This window comes from Micromonospora sp. NBC_01796, assembly GCF_035917455.1.
Classification (GTDB): Bacteria; Actinomycetota; Actinomycetes; order Mycobacteriales; family Micromonosporaceae; genus Micromonospora_G.
The window spans coordinates 6101052-6116402 of the sequence record NZ_CP109078.1; the positions used below are offsets into that span (position 1 = coordinate 6101052).

A 15351-nucleotide genomic window follows, 5' to 3' on the forward strand; every position below is an offset into this window, starting at 1 on the left:
CGAAGATGTACGACGTCATCGTCGTCGGGGCCCGTTGTGCGGGCGCGCCGACCGCCATGTTGTTCGCCCGCGGGGGGCACCGGGTCCTGCTGCTCGACCGCACCGGTTTCCCGGCCGACAAGCTCTCGACCCTGTACATCCAGCAGCCGGGCGTCGCGCGGCTGGCCCGGTGGGGCCTGCTCGACGCCGTACGGGCCACCGGCTGCCCGCCGCTGGACCACGTCGTGTACGAACTGGGCGACGTACGCGTCGAGGGCTGCAGCAGCGGGATCGACGGTGTCCGGGCGGCGTACGCACCGCGCCGGAGCGTCCTCGATCCGCTGCTGGCCGACGCCGCCGTGCAGGCGGGGGTCGAGTTCCGCGACGACTGCCGGGTGACCGACCTGCTGTGGGAGGACGGTCGGGTGGTCGGGGTGCGCACCGACCAGGGGGAGGAGCGTGCCGCTCTCGTCGTCGGCGCCGACGGGATGCGGTCGACCGTCGCGGAGTTGACCGGCGCGCCGAAGACGACCGAGCACCCGCCGCTCACCTGCGCCTACTACGCGTTCTGGGACGGGCCGAAGACGCACTTCGAGATGTACGAGGGTGACACCGGCTGGGTGTCGGCGGTGCCGACCAACGACGGGGCCGTCCTCGTCGCCGCCTACTACCCGCAGCAGCGTTTCGACGAGGTCCGGCGCGACGCGTCCACCGCCTACCTCGACAACGTGCGGACCAACGCCCCCCGGTTGTTCGAGCAGATCGAGCGCAGCCGGCAGGTCGGCAAGGTGCAGGGCACCGGCGACCAGCAGAACTTCTTCCGCCGCGCGCACGGCCCCGGCTGGGCTCTTGTCGGTGATGCCGGCCACCACAAGGATTCGCTGACCGCACGGGGCATCGCGGACGCGTTCATGCAGGCGGACCTGCTCGTCGAGACCGTCGGCGACACCCTGACGGACCGGCCGCGGCTCGACGCGGCCCTCGCCGCCTACGACCGCGAGCGCGAGCAGCGGCTCACCGAGAACTACCAGGCGACCCTCCTGGTGGCGCAGGCCGAGGCCCGCGACAAACGCCGCGCCCTGCTGCGCGCGGTCGGCAGCAGCCCGGAGATGACCACCCGCTACTTCGACGCCGTGGCCGGCATCATCCCGCTACGCGAGCTTTATACCCCGGAGTTGCTCGCGCTGATGGCCAGTCCGGCGACGGCCACCTGACACCGTGCCTTTTTGAGCAGACACCCATGTTGGTGATCAGCGACCGTCAGTTCCGCAATCCTTTTGCCGAATCTCATCGGTACGTCTTTGGGAGGAACCATGGCGTCTATGGCACACGGCCAGGAGTTCAACCGTCGTTCGTTGCTCCGGTTCGGGCTGTTCGCGGGCGTGACCGCGGTGGGCGCGCCGCTGTTGGCCGCCTGCGGCGACGACGAGCCGTCGCAGACCGGCGGCGGGAGCCCGTCGCTGGCCGTGCTGAAGGTGGGCGCGCCGAACGCCGTCACCGATGCCGAGGCCGGCAACCCGCTGGCCACCAGCATCGGCGCGACACTCATCGTCATGCGGCATGTGTACGACTCGCTGATGGTGCTCGACAACGGCGAGTACAAGTACCAGCTGGCCGAGTCGGTGGAGCCCAACGCCGACGCGACCGAGTGGACGATCACGCTGCGCTCCGGCGTGACCTTCCACGACGGCAAGCCGGTCACCGCCGACGACGTCGTGCACAGCCTGCGCACGCTCGGCGCGAAGCCCAGCAACCGGGTCTCCGTCTATGGCAACGTCGACCTCGCGAAGCTGTCCGCCGTGGACGCACGCACGGTCAAGGTGCCACTGCTGACCCCGCGTGGGGACTTCAAGGAGTCGGTGCTCGTCGTCTTCTCGCCCATCTTCCCGGCCGGTATGACCGAGTTCAGCAAGCCGATCGGTTCGGGCCCCTACAAGCTGGCCGAGCGCAACGGCACGACCACCAGGCTGGTCGCCAACGAGCAGTACTGGGGTGGCAAGCCGACGGTGGCGGAGCTGCAGGTGGTCGGCATCCTCGACGCCGGTGCCCGCCTGTCGGCGCTCAAGGCGGGCCAGATCGACTACGCGGTCAGCATCAGCTCCACCGGGGCCAAGACCGAGACGACCAACAGCGAACTCGTCGTCGTACGCGGCGGGCCGGCGAACTCCAATGCGCTGTCGTTCGCGATGAACCAGAAGCTGGCGCCGTTCAACGACGTGCGGGTCCGCAAGGCGGTCCGCCTGGCGGTCGACCGACAGGCGTTGGTCGAGAACGCGTTGCTGGGACTCGGCTCCCCGGCCGACGACGTGGTCGGCAAGACGCTGCCCGGCTACGCCGACCTGCCCGCGCGGACCCGGGACCTGGAGCAGGCGAAGAGGCTGTTCGCCGAGGCCGGCATCACCAAGCTGACGCTGCGTACCGGTGAACTCGTGCCCGGCATGCTCAACGCGAGTCGGCTGATGGCCCAGCAGCTCAAGGAGGCCGGCGTCGAGCTGACCCTGGACGAGATCTCGCCCGACGCCTACTACGCCGACCTCGCCGCGCTCGCCACGTTCCCCTTCCAGGCGTTCTACTACGTCAACCGACCGGCCGCCGTGCACCTGTCCGCGGTCACCCACGGCAAGGCGCCGTTCAACGTCACGGGTACGTCACCCGCGTACCAGGCGCGGCTCGCGGCGGCCCAGGCCACGGCCGACGACAAGGCCCGGGCCGACGCGTTCAAGGCGCTGCAGCAGGAGTTCTACGACGAGGGCGGCGACCTGTTGTGGGGCTTCCAGGAGCAGCTGGACGCCAGCCGTAAGGGCATCTCCGGCGTCCGGACGATGCAGTCGGTGCAGTTGTTCGACCAGGCTACCGGCCCGGCGTGACCGCGCTGAAGTTCCTGGCCCGCCGGCTGCTGGCGACCGTGGCGACGCTGTTCGCGGTCTCGGTGGTGCTCTTCGCGGCCTCGGAGGTGCTCCCGGGTGACGCCGCTTCGGCGTCACTCGGGCCCGACGCCACTCTCGAGGAGGTCGAGCAGCGCCGGGCGGAGCTCGGCGTCGACCGGCCGTGGGCGGTGCGGTTCGCCGAGTGGGCGGCCGGCGTGGTCCGCCTGGACCTCGGCACCAGCACGTCGATGCACCAACCCGTCGTCGACATCGTGGCCGAGCCGCTGGCCGCGACCGGACTGCTTGTGGGCCTCACCGCGGCGGTCACGGTGCCGCTCGCGATGGGTATCGGGCTCCTCACCGGGCTGCGCCCGGGTGGGCGGGTGGACCGGGTGGTGTCGGCGGTCGCCGTGGTGTCGGTGTCCATTCCGCAGTTCGTCACCGCGGGTCTGCTGGTGCTGGTGTTCGCCGACCTGATTCCGCTGCTGCCGGCGATCTCGTTACCGCCGCTGGGCGGTGGGCCGCTGGACCGGCCGGAGATCCTGGTGCTGCCGGTGGCCGCGCTGACCCTGTTCGGCGCGGCGTGGGCGAGCCGGATCGTACGGGCGGCCGTCATCGACGCCGACGCGATGCCACATGTCGAGGCCGCTCGGCTGGCCGGGTTGCCCGAGCGGGTGGTCGTCTTCCGGCACCTGCTGCCCGCCGCGGTGCCACCGTGCGCGCAGACGTTCGCGTGGCTGCTGTCCGGGTTGTTCGGCGGTACCACCGTGGTCGAGGTGGTATTCAACTATCCGGGCCTGTCGCAGACGCTGGTGGCGGCGGTGCGCAACCACGACACCGCCGTGCTGGAGGGCGTGGGCCTGCTCCTCGCCGCGATCATCGTCGTCTCGTTCGTCCTGGCCGACCTCGTGGTCATGGCGGTCGAGCCCCGACTGCGGGTGGCGGCCCGATGAGAGTGGTGCGGTGGGTCGTCACCGTGGTCGCCGCCGCGGTGGTCCTGGTCGTGCTCGGCGTCGCCCTGGTGGGTCCGCTCTTCGCGGGCGAGCCGGAACGGATCGTCGGACTGCCCTACAGCCTGCCGTCGGCGGGCAGTCCCCTCGGCACCGACAGTTCGGGGCGGGACGTGCTGGCCCGGGTGTTGGCCGGGGGGCAGCCGCTGGTGGCTGTGCCCGTGGTCGCGACGATCCTGGCGACGGTTCTCGGTCTTGTCCTGGGCCTGCTCGGTGGCTACTTCGCCGGCGTCACCGATGCCGTGGTGTCGCGGCTGGACTACCTCCTGCTGGGCCTGCCGCCGGTGTTGATCCTGCTGGTGCTGCTGCACGGCTGGGGATACAGTGCCGCGACGATGATCATCGTGGTCGTCCTGACCGGTACGCCGTTCGTCTCCCGGATCACCCGCGCCGAGACGCTGCGCGCCGTCGAGGACGGCTATGTCGTGGCCGCGTACGCCAGCGGCGATTCGCACCTGTCGGTGATCGTCCGGGAGATCCTGCCCAACATCATCCGGCCGGTGCTCGCCGACTTCGGCACCCGTCTCGCCATCGCGGTCACGCTGACCGCGGCTGCCGGGTTCCTCGGCTTCGGCTCCAGCGGACCCAACTGGGGCGCGATGATCAGCCAGAACGTCGAGGGCATCCAGCTCACACCGTGGGCCGTCGCGGTCCCGGCGGTCCTGCTCGGCGTACTCACCGTCGCCGCCAACCTCGGTATCGACCGGATCGTCGGACGGGTGCTGCGATGATCGAGATCAGCGGACTGCGCATCGAGGATGCCTCCGGGCGAGCCGTGCTGGAGGACCTGTCCCTGCGGGTGGCCGAAGGAGAGCGGGTTGGCGTCGTCGGCGAGTCCGGCGCAGGCAAGACGACGCTGGCACTGGCTCTGGTCGGTGCCGTACGGCCGGGGCTGCGCGCGGTCCGGGGCCGGGTTCTCGTCGACGGGCACGACATGCTGACGGCGTCCAGCGCCGACGTGCGGCGGGTGCGTCGGAGGGTGTTGGCGTACCTTCCGCAGGACCCGCCCTCGGCCCTGACCCCGACGCTCCGCGTGGGTCGGCAGATCAGGGAGGTTGCCTCGGACGGGTCCGACGAGGCGGTCTCCCGTGGACTCGTGGAGGTGGGGCTGCCCGGCGACCGTGCGTTCCGCCGACGGTACCCACACCAGCTCTCCGGTGGTCAGCAGCAACGGCTCGCCCTGGCCCGGCTGATGGCAGGCGACCCGCGTGGGCTGGTGTTGGACGAGCCGACAACGGGACTGGACGGGCTGATACGCAAGCAGGTGCTGGACCAGATGGAGCGGCTCGCCGCCCGGCGCGGGCTGGCGTTCGTGTTCATCACCCACGACCTGGCTGCGGCGGCGCGGATGACCGACCGCATCGTCGTGCTGCACGGTGGCGTGGTGGTGGAGGAGGGCCCGACCGCCGAGGTGCTCGCACTGCCGACGGCCGCCTACACCCGGGACCTGCTCGCCGCGGTGCCGGATCTGCCGACCGAGTTGGAGCGCCGGGGCGCCGCGCCCGATCCCGGCGCGGTGGCCCTGGAGGTGTCGGGGCTGACCGTGCGGCGCGGTAAGCGGGTGATCCTTGACGACGTGTCGCTGGGGCTGCGAGCCGGTGAGGCGCTGGCGCTGCTCGGGACGTCGGGCTGTGGCAAGACGACGCTGGCGCAGAGCGTCACCGGGGTGCTGCGTCCGGCGTCGGGCAGTGTGTCGCTGTTCGGTGAGGTCCTCGAACCGACGCTGTGGAAACGACCGGTGCGTCAGCGGCGGCGCGTGCAGCTCATCCCGCAGGACTCCGGCGGCTCGCTCAACCCGCGGCGATCGGTCGGCGCTGCGATCGGCCGGGTGGCCCAGCGCGCGCAGGGTATGACGGCCGAGCGGGCGGCGGCGGAGACCCGGCGGCTGATGGGGCTCGTCGGTCTGCCCGCGGAACTGGCACCGCGGCTGCCGCGTGAGCTGTCGGGCGGGCAGCGCCAACGCGTCGTGATCGCCCGTGCGCTCGCCGCCGGCGCCGCCGTGCTCATCTGCGACGAGATCACGTCGAACCTCGACGCCCGGGTGGCGGCCTCCGTCCTTGCGCTACTGGACTCGCTGAGGCGGGAGCTGGGGCTGGCGCTGCTGATGGTGACCCACGATCTCGGGGTCATCGCCCGCAACGCCGACCGGGTCGCGGTGCTCAGCGATGGGCGGATCGTCGATGAGGGGACCGTCGAGGAGGTCTTCGGCAGCCCCCGTCACGAGGTCACTCGGGCGTTGATCGGCGCGGCCGCGCCAATCCCTGCCGCGCCGAACATGCCGTGACACCAATACGGAGGGCCGCACCCGCTCGGGGTGCGGCCCTCCGTATTGCCGGGCAGTTTCTCAGACGAGTTCGTCGAGAAGGTCGTACTGCAACGTGAAGGTGTGGCTGCCGTCCTCGAGCTTGCGCATCGTGGCGGTGCCCTGGATGCCGGCGAGGCCGTCGGTGCCGGTGCCGGGCACGATGTGCCAGTCAGCGCCGCCCTCCTCGTCGCTCATCAAGCCGACGGCCTGGTGTTGGAGGATGAAACTGCCCTTGGCGCCGCCGACCGTCACCTCGATGCGTTCGTGGCCCACATACCCCGCACCACCCTTGCCGTAGGCGAAGAGGAACTGGGCGCGGCTGGTGCCTTCGAGCTCGCCGGTGTACGTCTTGGTGACCGATGCCCGGGAAAACTTCATGCCGTCAGGGGACTCCTGCCACTCATCTTCGTCCCAGGAGTCCAGGGTGAATGAGGCGGTCGCGGTCGTGCTCACCTTGTCTCTTCTCTTCCGTGGGTGTTTGTTTGTTCAGTCCCAGACCGAGGTGCAGAACGGGTGCCCGGCCGGGTCGAGATAGACCCGCCATTTTGCGTTGCCGGGCTGGTCCGTGGGCTTCGTGGCGCCCAGGTGGAGCAGTTCGGCCTCGGCTGCGTCGAGATCGGCGACGGCCAGGTCGAGATGCAGTTGCTGGGTCACTGCCTGTCCGGGCCACTCGGGTGGCCGGTAGTCCTCGACGCGTTGCATTGCGAGGGCGACCCCGTCACCGTTGCTGAGAAAGCCGCTGTTCTCCGACACGTGCGCCGGCTTGAGACCCGCGACGTCCCGGTAGAAATCCACCAGTGGGGCGATGTCGGCACAGTCCAGCGTCACTGCGGCCCAGCGACCGACAGCCATTCTTGTCTCCCGAAGAGTGAATTATCGGCAGGAAAGTACTGCACGAATCGTAGCAATGCGGCGTCGGCTTGTCGCGTACCAGAACGAGGAACTCCGGACGGGTTCGCCAAGGCGTCTGGTGTGTCGCGATTGGTGACGATTGCAGATGATCATCAATGTGGGATGGTGCCCGTCCGGTTCCTCGATGGTAACCGATCGGGCGGACGGTGGTGGGTTGGTCCTGCCTGCCCCACCGGTCCCGATGCTCCACGGGTGCCGACGCGCCGGCTACCCGCAGGCAACGTGCACGAGATCACCCCACGGAGGGAATTGTCCGGACATTTCTCTGCCGGGTACGAGGACGCCCGACCACCCGGACCATCCAGCGTGGACACCTGTCTGGCGACGACGGACCCGACCCGACAAAGCGCTATCGGTAGCCCCGTTCATTGCCCACTCTCGGCGTACCTGGGCCGGGCGTGGTTTGCCATTTCACGATTTCCGAGTCGCCCTCGCTTTCGTGCTCACAACAGGGCAGCGCCGTACCGCGTCCGTCCTTGACGATTCGCCGGTGCCCCGGCCGCGGGCGGAGAGAGGGGAACGTGGTGGAAGGTTTTGAGATCTTCACCTACGGCGACGCCGTAGCCGACATGTTCGACGGTACGGGGTGGGCCGGCGATCCCGGCGACACCGAGGAGACCATCCAGTGGCTGGCCGACAACGCGGGTGAGGGCCCGGTGCTCGAACTCGGGGTGGGCACCGGACGGGTGGCCGTACCCCTGGCGCAGAAGGGCATCGAGGTGCACGGGATCGACGCCTCCGAGGGCATGCTCGCGCAGTTGCGGGCCAAGCCCGGCGGCGAGCTGGTGCAGCTCCACGTGCAGGACTTCACCGACTTCACGTTGCCTTACAAGTTCAGCATGGCGTACGCGGTCTTCGACACGCTGCCGTTCGTCACCGACCAGGAGTCGCAGATCCGCTGCTTCCAAAAGGTCGCCGACGTGCTGATGCCGGGCGGCCTGTTCGTGATCCAGACATCGATCCCGGACCCGGCCCGTTACGACCGCGGCCAGCGCACCCAGACCGTACGCGTGGAGAAGGACCACATCGTGATGACCTTCACCCGTCGCGAGCGGATGAGCCAGTGCTCGTCGATCCAGTTCGCGATCCTGCGCCCCGAGGGCATCAAGTTCTTCCCCATGCGCATCCGCACCGTCATGCCGTCCGAAATGGACCTGATGGCCCGCCTCGGCGGGCTGACCATGGAATCCCGCTGGGGCCACTGGGACGGTCGCCCACTGCGGGACTCCGACGAGCGGCACATCACGATCTACCGCAAGTAGGCGGCGGTACGGGTGGAGAACTCCATGCTGGGGGCCGAGGGTGCCCGTCCACGGCTGCGGGTCGTCCTGGTGCAGCAGGGCGTCTGGGACATGCCGCTCGAGTCACTTCCGCTCGCCTCGGGATACCTCAAGGCGATGGTGCTCGGCGACGCCGAGCTGCGCGACCAGGTGTCGGTGGACATCTGCAACTTCCGCGGCAGGGTCACGCACGGTGAGATGGCCGCCCGGCTCTTCGCCGGCCAGATCCCCGACGTGATCGGCTTTTCCGTCTTCGGTTGGAACCAGCGTGCCTTCGGTGCGCTCACCGCCACCTTCAAGCAACTCAACCCCGACGGCTGGGTCCTCTTCGGCGGTACCCACGTCAGCGAGCAGGCCGAGCGGGTGTTCCGTCTCTACCCCGAGGTCGACGTGGTGGTCAACGGCGAAGGCGAGCTGACCTTCGTCGAACTGCTCCGCGCCCGGCTCGCCGGAGTCCGCCCGGACGACCTCGAACCGGTGCTGGGCGTCTCCTGGCAGCGGCCCGACCGCACCGTGGTCACCAACCCGGAGCGGCCGAGGATCGAGGATCTCGACATCATCCCGTCGCCCTTCCTCACCGGTGCCATCGAGCTGATGGACTCGGCCGGACGATTCCGCTATGACGTCGCGTTGTTCGAGACCAACCGCGGCTGCCCGTACAAATGTTCGTTCTGCTACTGGGGTGGTGCGATCGGGCAGCGGGTACGCGCATTCTCCCGGCAGCGGCTGCGCGCCGAACTGGAGTTGTTCGCCAAGTCCGGCGTACACACGGTGGTGGCGTGCGATGCCAACTTCGGCATGTTGCCGGGGGACCTGGAACTGGTCGACGATCTCATCGAAATCAAACAGCAGTACGGTTTCCCGTTGGCGTTCGAGAGCTCGTGGGCGAAGAACAAGTCGAAGGTGTTCTACGAGATCGTCCGGAAGATGAAGGACGCCGGCCTGCGCAGCTCCTTCACGTTGGCCCTGCAGTCGCTCAACTCCGAGGCCGTCACCCTGATGCGGCGACGCAACATGAAGGTCAACGAGTGGCGTGACCTGGTGCAGTGGCTCAACCGCGAGGGCCTGGACTGTTATGCGGAACTGATCTGGGGTGCCCCCGGCGACACGGTCGAGTCGTTCCTCGCGGGCTACGACGAGTTGGCCCAGCACGTGTCCCGGATCGCGGTCTATCCGATCATGCTGCTACCGAACACCGAATACGCCTCCAACAAGGACCTGTACGGCATTGTCGCCCTGCGCGGCGACAATGACGACTTCGAGTACGTCCTGGCCCATCGCACCATGTCGTTCGCGGACAACGCGCTGATGCAGCGATTCCTGTTCTGGGCCCGCGTGATCGCGGAGAACGCGGTGCTGCGGCACTGCTGGCTCCCGCTGCGCGGTCTCGCCGGGTGGGGGCAGTCGCGGGTCCTCAACAGCATGGCGGACTGGGCGGACACGACAGCGTCGCCGGAGGCGGTGCCGCTGAGGGAGGCGGCGCTGCGTGGGCACGGCGGCGGGGCGCCGGCGTATGCGAAGGCGATCGGCTACCTCTTCACCACCGCCGAGGGCCGGCGGGCGCTGGAACAGTGGTGGCAGGAGGTGGTCGAGCCCCAGTTGCCCGAGGACGTACGGCCCTTCCTCGCCGAGGTGTACCGCTACGACCTGCTGACCCAGCCGGTCTGCGAGCCGGGGCCGCTGGCGGTCGTGGAGGTGAACGGCGTCGAGTACTACCATCGCCCCGGCGTGACACTGGACTATGACGTGCCGGCCATCCTGGCCCGGCTGCGGGCCGAGGAGCCGGTCACTCTCACCCCCCGTACCACGCACCTGGACATCTACTACCGCACCGGTGCGCTCAGCGCCGTCATGTCGACCAATCACGAGGAGATCGTGCATTTCATGGGGGAGGTGCGCCCGGCCGGCGCCCCGTTCACCGCCCCCTGACCCGAACCGGCCCAGGGCTACCGCTGCGGTGGGGCGGGACGCCCGCCCGGGGAACCACGTGGCATGGCCGGTGCGCGTGCCTGTCGGACGGCCGGGGACTGACCGTCCGGCAGGTGCTCCGCTGTTTGCGGGTCCCGGGATGTGTCAGCCCCGGTCAGGGCGACGGCTCCGCCGCCATCGGGTTCTTCCTGGGCGGGGCGGCGGTGTAGGCCGGATGGGAGCGGTGCAACGCCCGGAACGGCAGGTAGCAGAGCATGATCAGGCGGGTGGTCAGGCAGGCCCGCCAGTAGCTGGCGCTACCGGCCCGCCCCGAGTGGCTGGCGAAGGAGGCGTCGATCATCCTCAGGTACGCCCAGAAGTCCGCCGGGCGGTCCCGGAAGCGGCGCGCGGAGGTGCCCGCGCGCAGCTTGGCGGCGAAGACCACCCGGTGGCCGTTTCGGTGCAGGTGGATGCCGAGATCGAGGTCCTCGTGGTACCGGCGATCGTCGCAGAGGTCGCCCCGGACGGCGTGCCAGGCCCGGGCCCGGACCGCCATGTTCGCCCCGAAGACCCAGTCGAGCCCCTGCCGGCTCGGCAGCGCCCAGGCCCGGCGCAGCACCAGGTCCACCGCGTTGAGGGCCGCCGGGAAGCGGATGTCGTAATAGGTCACCGGACCGGTCACCGCCGCGACGGTGCCGTCGGCGAAGAGCCGGCGGACCGCTTCGACCCAGTACGGCGGCAGCCGGGTGTCCGCGTCGATCCGGCCGATGACGTCACCGGTGGCCGCCGTCAGGCCGCGATCGCGGGCGTGCAGCACCCCCAGCCGAGGTTCGGTCAGCAGCACCACCCGGTCGGCGTACCCGGCGAGCCTGGCCCGGGTGGCGTCGGTGGAGGCGTTGTCCACCACGATGATCTCGTCGGCCGGCGACGTCTGGCGGAGGATCGCGTCGAGGCACGGCCCGATGGTCTCCTCCTCGTTGTGCACCGGCACGACGATCGAGACCCTGGGTGCCCGAACCGGACCCGCTTCGGCACCGTCGGATGGTCGAGCCGCACCGGTCATGGTCCGCTCCCGCCCTCGGGGTCGATCGATCGCCGTGCTGGAAGCGTGCCATGCCGAGTCACGCCGGTGCCACCGCAGCGGCTCACCTGCGCAGTTCCGCGTTGAGCCGTGCGGCCTGTCGCGTGAGGTGGTCGCGTTCGGGGAGGTTCGGCGCCGATCGGGCAGCTTCGGCATAGAGGCGTGCCGCGGTGACCCGGTCACCGTCCCGCTCGTGCAGGTACGCCGCGACGGCGGTGTGACGGGGCAGGGTGGGGGCGAGCCCCGCCATGGCGGCCAGGCCGGCGCGCGGGCCGTCGGCCTCGCCGACCGCGACCGCCCGGTTGAGGCGGGCCACCGGGCTGTCGGTGAGGCGCACCAGCTCGTCGTACCACTCGACGATCTGCACCCAGTCGGTCTCCTCGGCCGTACGGGCGTCGGCGTGCAGCGCGGCGACGGCGGCCTGGGCCTGGAACTCGCCCAGGCGGTCACGGGCGAGGGCGGCCTGCAGCACGTCGACGCCCTCGGCGATCAGGCGGGTGTCCCACCGGTCGCGGTCCTGCTCGGCCAGGGGCACGAGCCGGCCGTGGGGCCCGGTCCGGGCCGGGCGCCGGGCGTGGTGCAGGAGCATGAGCGCGAGCAGACCCGCGACCTCCTCGTGGTTGGTCCTGACCGCCAGTTGTCGGGTGAGCCGGATCGCCTCGGCGGCGAGGTCGACGTCGCCGGAGTAGCCCTCGTTGAAGACCAGGTAGAGCGTCCGCAGCACCGTGGCGACGTCACCGGGCTGGCTGAACCGGACCCCCGTGACGGTCCGTTTGGCCCGGCTGATCCGCTGGGCCATGGTCGCCTCCGGCACGAGGTACGCCTGCGCGATCTGCCGCGTGGTCAGGCCGCCGACCGCGCGCAGGGTGAGCGCGACGGCCGAAGCCGGTGTCAGGGACGGGTGCGCGCACAGGAAGTACAGCCGGAGCGTGTCGTCGACCACCTCGCCCGGCCCGGGCATGGGCTCGCGCTCGACGACCACCTCGCGGTGCCGTCGGGAGGTGTCGGCGCGGGCGGCGTCGACGAACTTCCGCCAGGCCACGGTGACCAGCCACCCCTTGGGGTCCCGTGGCGGGTCGTCGGGCCACCCGCGTACGGCCTCGACCAGGGCGTCCTGCACGGCGTCCTCGGCCGCCGCGAAGTCGGCTCCGCGACGGACGAGGACGCCGATCACGGCGGGGGTGAGGCTCCGCAGCAGACTCTCGTGCACCACGCGTCACTCGGTGATGGTCGGCAACGCGTGCAGGAACGGGCGCACCTCGAGCCACTCGTGGATCGGCTCGCCACCCGCGCCCGGAGCCGCCGACAACTCGCCGGCCAGCTCGACCGCCCGCTCGTAGGTCTCGACGTCGATCACCATCCAGCCTGCGATCAGGTCCTTGGTCTCCGCGAACGGACCGTCGGTGACCGGCGGGCGCCCCTCGCCGTCGGAGCGGACGAACGTCCCCTCCGGGGACAGGGCCTGACCGTCGACGAACTCACCGGTGCCCTCGAGTCGAGAGGCGAAGTCCCGCATGTACTGCACGTGGGCCGAGACCTCCTCCGGCGTCCACTGGTCCATCGGCACGTCGTTCACCGCCGCCGGCGCGCCCCGGTAGTGCTTGAGCAGCAGATACTTGGCCATCATGTTCTCCTTGGTGTGGTACGGCCCCCATGGTGGCCGTGTTCGTGCCGGGGACGGAGCCGTCCTTCAGTTCTCGACATCCCACCGCAATATTTCTTTCGGTGGTGACTACATCGACCGGAAGGGCGTGAAGAGTCGGACCACGCTCCCGGCCAGATTCGCCCTGAGCTCCGCGCTCGGCTCACCGAGGAGCTCTCCGGAGACGGAGCCGGTCGCCAGGATCGCCTCCATCAGGTCGCCAACGTGCGCCGCGTGCTGGATCAGCGCCTCGGAGTCCCGGTACCGCTCGAGGACGATGCACTCGGACTCGTCGTCGTTGAAGTAGATGTCGTACTGCAGCGTTCCGGTGTCCTTGGTCCGTACGATCTCCATGCATCGAGCGGACAGGCGCTTGAACTCCTCGAGCCTGCCCTCGTGAAACGTGAACCGGGCGATACCTGCAAGCTCACTTCGTTCGGTCATGGTGGGTCTCCTCCGTACGTCGCGCGGGCCGTTCTGGCCGCTGCTCCCCCTGGGACGGAGCCGGCACCGCATTCTCGACACCCGAACCGACGCGAGGGCTCCCACGGCCGGGGCGGGCACCCGGTCGTGACCGCAGTGGTGCCGTTCAGGGGCCGGTGAGTTGGTCGCGACGACGGATGAGGTACGCCGTCTCGGCGGTGTTGGTGGCCAACCCGATCGCCCGGTCGTACGCCGCCCGTGACTCAACGTTCCGGCCGAGCCGGCGCAGCAGGTCGGCGCGGGTGGCGTGGAAGGCGTGGTAGTCCTCCAACGGCAGCCTGTCAGCCTCCGTCAGCGCAACCTGCGGGCCGTCGAGTTCGGCGACCGCGATCGCCCGGTTGAGCCGCACGATCGGCGAGGGGTCGAGGCGGACCAGTTGGTCGTAGAGTGCGACTACCTGCGACCAGTCGGTGTCGCGGGCGTCGTGGGCGTCGGTGTGGACGGCGTTGATCGCGGCGAGGATCTGGTAGCGCCCCGGCGCCTGGCCGGAGGCGAGGCGTGCGCGGACCAGGGCGTGGCCCTCGGCGATCAACTCGAGGTCCCAGGTGCCGCGGTCCTGCTTGTCGAGGGTGACGAGCTCACCGCTCGCCGACACCCGTGCGGCCCGCCGGGCCTCCGTGAGGAGCATCAGCGCCAGGAGTCCGGCGACCTCACCGTCCGCCGGCATCAGGGCACGGACCAGCCGGGTCAGCCGGATCGCCTCGGCGGTGAGATCGCCGCGGACCGCCTCCTTCTCGGGGTCCGAGGCGAGGTAGCCCTCGTTGAAGATCAGGTAGAGGACGGCGAGCACACCGGCGACCCGGGCCGGGAGGTCCTCGCGCATCGGCACGCGATAGGGGATCCTCGCCGCCTTGATCTTCGTTTTCGCGCGGGTGATCCGCCGGCCCAGGGCGGCCTCCTGGACCAGGAACGCGCGGGCGATCTCGGACACGGTGAGCCCGCCGACCATCCGCAGGGTCAGCGCCACCCGCGCCTCCATGGCGAGCGCGGGGTGGCAGCAGGTGAAGACGAGGCGGAGCCGATCGTCGTCGATGGCGCCGAGCGGCTCGGGGGTGTCGGACAGCATCAGCGCCTCCCGGTGCTTTTCCTCGCGCCTGACCTCGCGCCGGAGCCGGTCGATGGCCTTGCGGTGGGCGGTGGTGGTGAGCCATCCGCCGGGACTCGGAGGGACGCCCTCGACCGGCCAGCGCTCGACGGCGGTCGCGAACGCCTCGGCGGCCATCTCCTCGGCGATGTCGAGGTCGCCGAAGCGCTTGGCCAGGGTCGCGACCACCCTGGCCCACTCGTCCCGGTGGACCCGGGCGATCACCTCATCGACGTCGGTCATGCGTCCAGGAAGGGTCGCAGCTCGACCCTCCGGTCACAGTGCTTCGATCCCAGGGAGGCGAGCCGGAGCGCCACGTCGAGGTCGGGGGCCTCGATGATCCAGAAGCCACCGACGTACTCCTTGGACTCCAGGTAGGGCCCGTCGGTGAACACCGCCTCACCGTCCCGGCCGTCGACGACGGTGGCCGTGCCGGGCGCGGCGAGTCCGCCGGCGAAGACCCAGTGGCCCTCGGCCCTGAGCTGCTCGTTGAAGGCGCCGATCGCGGCCATCTCCTCCGCGTTGGCGGAGTCGGTCGCGTCGTCGAGCACGGAAATCAGGTACTGCGCCATTGGAATCATCTCCCTGTCGTCGGTGGTCGCCGTCCTCGGGCGCCTCTCACCCCTTCTACGGACGCCGCCGCCTCGATCAGACACGCTCGGCCGGAGTTTCTTCCACGAATCCTGTAACGAGTCGGCCGGCACCAACCACCTCCGAGCAACCCCGCGCCACCCGACGCTGCGCGTTCACCGATGAGCGTGCATAGCTCATCACGTACTGTTCACGCCGCCGTTCACTGC

General features: G+C 70.1%; 15 protein-coding genes. 7 read left to right on the forward strand and 8 right to left on the reverse strand.

Annotated features, from left to right (window positions below; translation table 11 throughout):
• Positions 1-5: 5 nt before the first annotated feature.
• From OIE47_RS27670 to OIE47_RS27690, 5 genes are all read left to right on the forward strand, one after another.
• A complete protein-coding gene (locus OIE47_RS27670; RefSeq protein WP_326557436.1) occupies positions 6-1193 on the forward strand; it encodes an NAD(P)/FAD-dependent oxidoreductase in 1188 nt (395 codons plus the stop codon).
• 99 nt (positions 1194-1292) lie between these two features.
• Positions 1293-2846: an ABC transporter substrate-binding protein gene (locus OIE47_RS27675; protein ID WP_326557437.1), complete on the forward strand. Its 1554-nt coding sequence runs from the start codon at positions 1293-1295 to the stop codon at positions 2844-2846.
• Positions 2843-3799: an ABC transporter permease gene (locus tag OIE47_RS27680; RefSeq protein WP_326557438.1), complete on the forward strand. Its 957-nt coding sequence runs from the start codon at positions 2843-2845 to the stop codon at positions 3797-3799. Before OIE47_RS27675 ends, OIE47_RS27680 begins: the two co-directional genes overlap by 4 nt.
• Positions 3796-4587, forward strand: coding sequence for an ABC transporter permease (locus OIE47_RS27685; protein WP_326557439.1), 792 nt, complete (start codon positions 3796-3798; stop codon positions 4585-4587). The genes OIE47_RS27680 and OIE47_RS27685 overlap by 4 nt, the downstream gene beginning before the upstream one ends.
• A complete protein-coding gene (locus OIE47_RS27690; RefSeq protein WP_326557440.1) occupies positions 4584-6140 on the forward strand; it encodes an ABC transporter ATP-binding protein in 1557 nt (518 codons plus the stop codon). Before OIE47_RS27685 ends, OIE47_RS27690 begins: the two co-directional genes overlap by 4 nt.
• A 60-nt stretch (positions 6141-6200) precedes the next feature.
• Here OIE47_RS27690 and OIE47_RS27695 read toward each other — a convergent pair whose 3' ends face one another.
• Both OIE47_RS27695 and OIE47_RS27700 read right to left on the reverse strand, forming a co-directional pair.
• The gene (locus tag OIE47_RS27695; protein WP_326557441.1) at positions 6201-6614 is read right to left on the reverse strand and encodes a DUF3224 domain-containing protein; all 414 of its coding nucleotides are present in this window, start codon (positions 6612-6614) and stop codon (positions 6201-6203) included.
• Positions 6615-6647: 33 nt separating this feature from the next.
• Complete coding sequence (locus tag OIE47_RS27700; RefSeq protein ID WP_326557442.1) at positions 6648-7013, reverse strand: VOC family protein; 366 nt, start codon at positions 7011-7013, stop codon at positions 6648-6650.
• 581 nt (positions 7014-7594) lie between these two features.
• Between OIE47_RS27700 and OIE47_RS27705 the strand changes: the two genes are divergently transcribed.
• Entirely contained in the window at positions 7595-8335 is a 741-nt protein-coding gene (locus OIE47_RS27705) for a class I SAM-dependent DNA methyltransferase (protein WP_326557443.1), read from the forward strand.
• A gap of 24 nt (positions 8336-8359) precedes the next feature.
• Complete coding sequence (locus OIE47_RS27710; RefSeq protein WP_326557444.1) at positions 8360-10282, forward strand: KedN5 family methylcobalamin-dependent radical SAM C-methyltransferase; 1923 nt, start codon at positions 8360-8362, stop codon at positions 10280-10282.
• Positions 10283-10436: 154 nt separating this feature from the next.
• Here the strand turns inward: OIE47_RS27710 and OIE47_RS27715 are convergent, their stop codons facing one another.
• The 6 genes from OIE47_RS27715 to OIE47_RS27740 form a co-directional block, all read right to left on the reverse strand.
• Positions 10437-11324, reverse strand: coding sequence for a glycosyltransferase (locus tag OIE47_RS27715; protein ID WP_326557445.1), 888 nt, complete (start codon positions 11322-11324; stop codon positions 10437-10439).
• An 82-nt stretch (positions 11325-11406) separates the two neighbouring features.
• Positions 11407-12552: an RNA polymerase sigma factor gene (locus OIE47_RS27720; protein ID WP_326563265.1), complete on the reverse strand. Its 1146-nt coding sequence runs from the start codon at positions 12550-12552 to the stop codon at positions 11407-11409.
• A gap of 6 nt (positions 12553-12558) precedes the next feature.
• The gene (locus OIE47_RS27725; protein ID WP_326557446.1) at positions 12559-12966 is read right to left on the reverse strand and encodes a YciI family protein; all 408 of its coding nucleotides are present in this window, start codon (positions 12964-12966) and stop codon (positions 12559-12561) included.
• Positions 12967-13074: 108 nt separating this feature from the next.
• Positions 13075-13428 carry a putative quinol monooxygenase gene (locus OIE47_RS27730; protein ID WP_326557447.1) on the reverse strand — a complete coding sequence of 118 codons (354 nt, stop codon included), beginning with the start codon at positions 13426-13428 and terminating at the stop codon, positions 13075-13077.
• A gap of 145 nt (positions 13429-13573) precedes the next feature.
• On the reverse strand, positions 13574-14794 hold the full coding sequence (locus OIE47_RS27735) for an RNA polymerase sigma factor (RefSeq protein ID WP_326557448.1): 1221 nt from the start codon (positions 14792-14794) through the stop codon (positions 13574-13576).
• Entirely contained in the window at positions 14791-15123 is a 333-nt protein-coding gene (locus OIE47_RS27740; RefSeq protein WP_326557449.1) for a YciI family protein, read from the reverse strand. The genes OIE47_RS27735 and OIE47_RS27740 overlap by 4 nt, the downstream gene beginning before the upstream one ends.
• Positions 15124-15351 lie beyond the last annotated feature (228 nt).

Excerpts from the sequence above, each read along its gene's own strand:
- OIE47_RS27670 (WP_326557436.1), top strand. The coding sequence starts at position 6 with ATGTACGACGTCATCGTCGTCGGGGCCCGTTGTGCGGGCGCGCCGACC.
- OIE47_RS27675 (WP_326557437.1), top strand. The coding sequence starts at position 1,293 with ATGGCGTCTATGGCACACGGCCAGGAGTTCAACCGTCGTTCGTTGCTC.
- OIE47_RS27685 (WP_326557439.1), top strand. The coding sequence starts at position 3,796 with ATGAGAGTGGTGCGGTGGGTCGTCACCGTGGTCGCCGCCGCGGTGGTC.
- OIE47_RS27690 (WP_326557440.1), top strand. The coding sequence starts at position 4,584 with ATGATCGAGATCAGCGGACTGCGCATCGAGGATGCCTCCGGGCGAGCC.
- OIE47_RS27700 (WP_326557442.1), bottom strand. The coding sequence starts at position 7,013 with ATGGCTGTCGGTCGCTGGGCCGCAGTGACGCTGGACTGTGCCGACATC.
- OIE47_RS27710 (WP_326557444.1), top strand. The coding sequence starts at position 8,360 with ATGCTGGGGGCCGAGGGTGCCCGTCCACGGCTGCGGGTCGTCCTGGTG.
- OIE47_RS27715 (WP_326557445.1), bottom strand. The coding sequence starts at position 11,324 with ATGACCGGTGCGGCTCGACCATCCGACGGTGCCGAAGCGGGTCCGGTT.
- OIE47_RS27725 (WP_326557446.1), bottom strand. The coding sequence starts at position 12,966 with ATGGCCAAGTATCTGCTGCTCAAGCACTACCGGGGCGCGCCGGCGGCG.
- OIE47_RS27730 (WP_326557447.1), bottom strand. The coding sequence starts at position 13,428 with ATGACCGAACGAAGTGAGCTTGCAGGTATCGCCCGGTTCACGTTTCAC.
- OIE47_RS27735 (WP_326557448.1), bottom strand. The coding sequence starts at position 14,794 with ATGACCGACGTCGATGAGGTGATCGCCCGGGTCCACCGGGACGAGTGG.
- OIE47_RS27740 (WP_326557449.1), bottom strand. The coding sequence starts at position 15,123 with ATGGCGCAGTACCTGATTTCCGTGCTCGACGACGCGACCGACTCCGCC.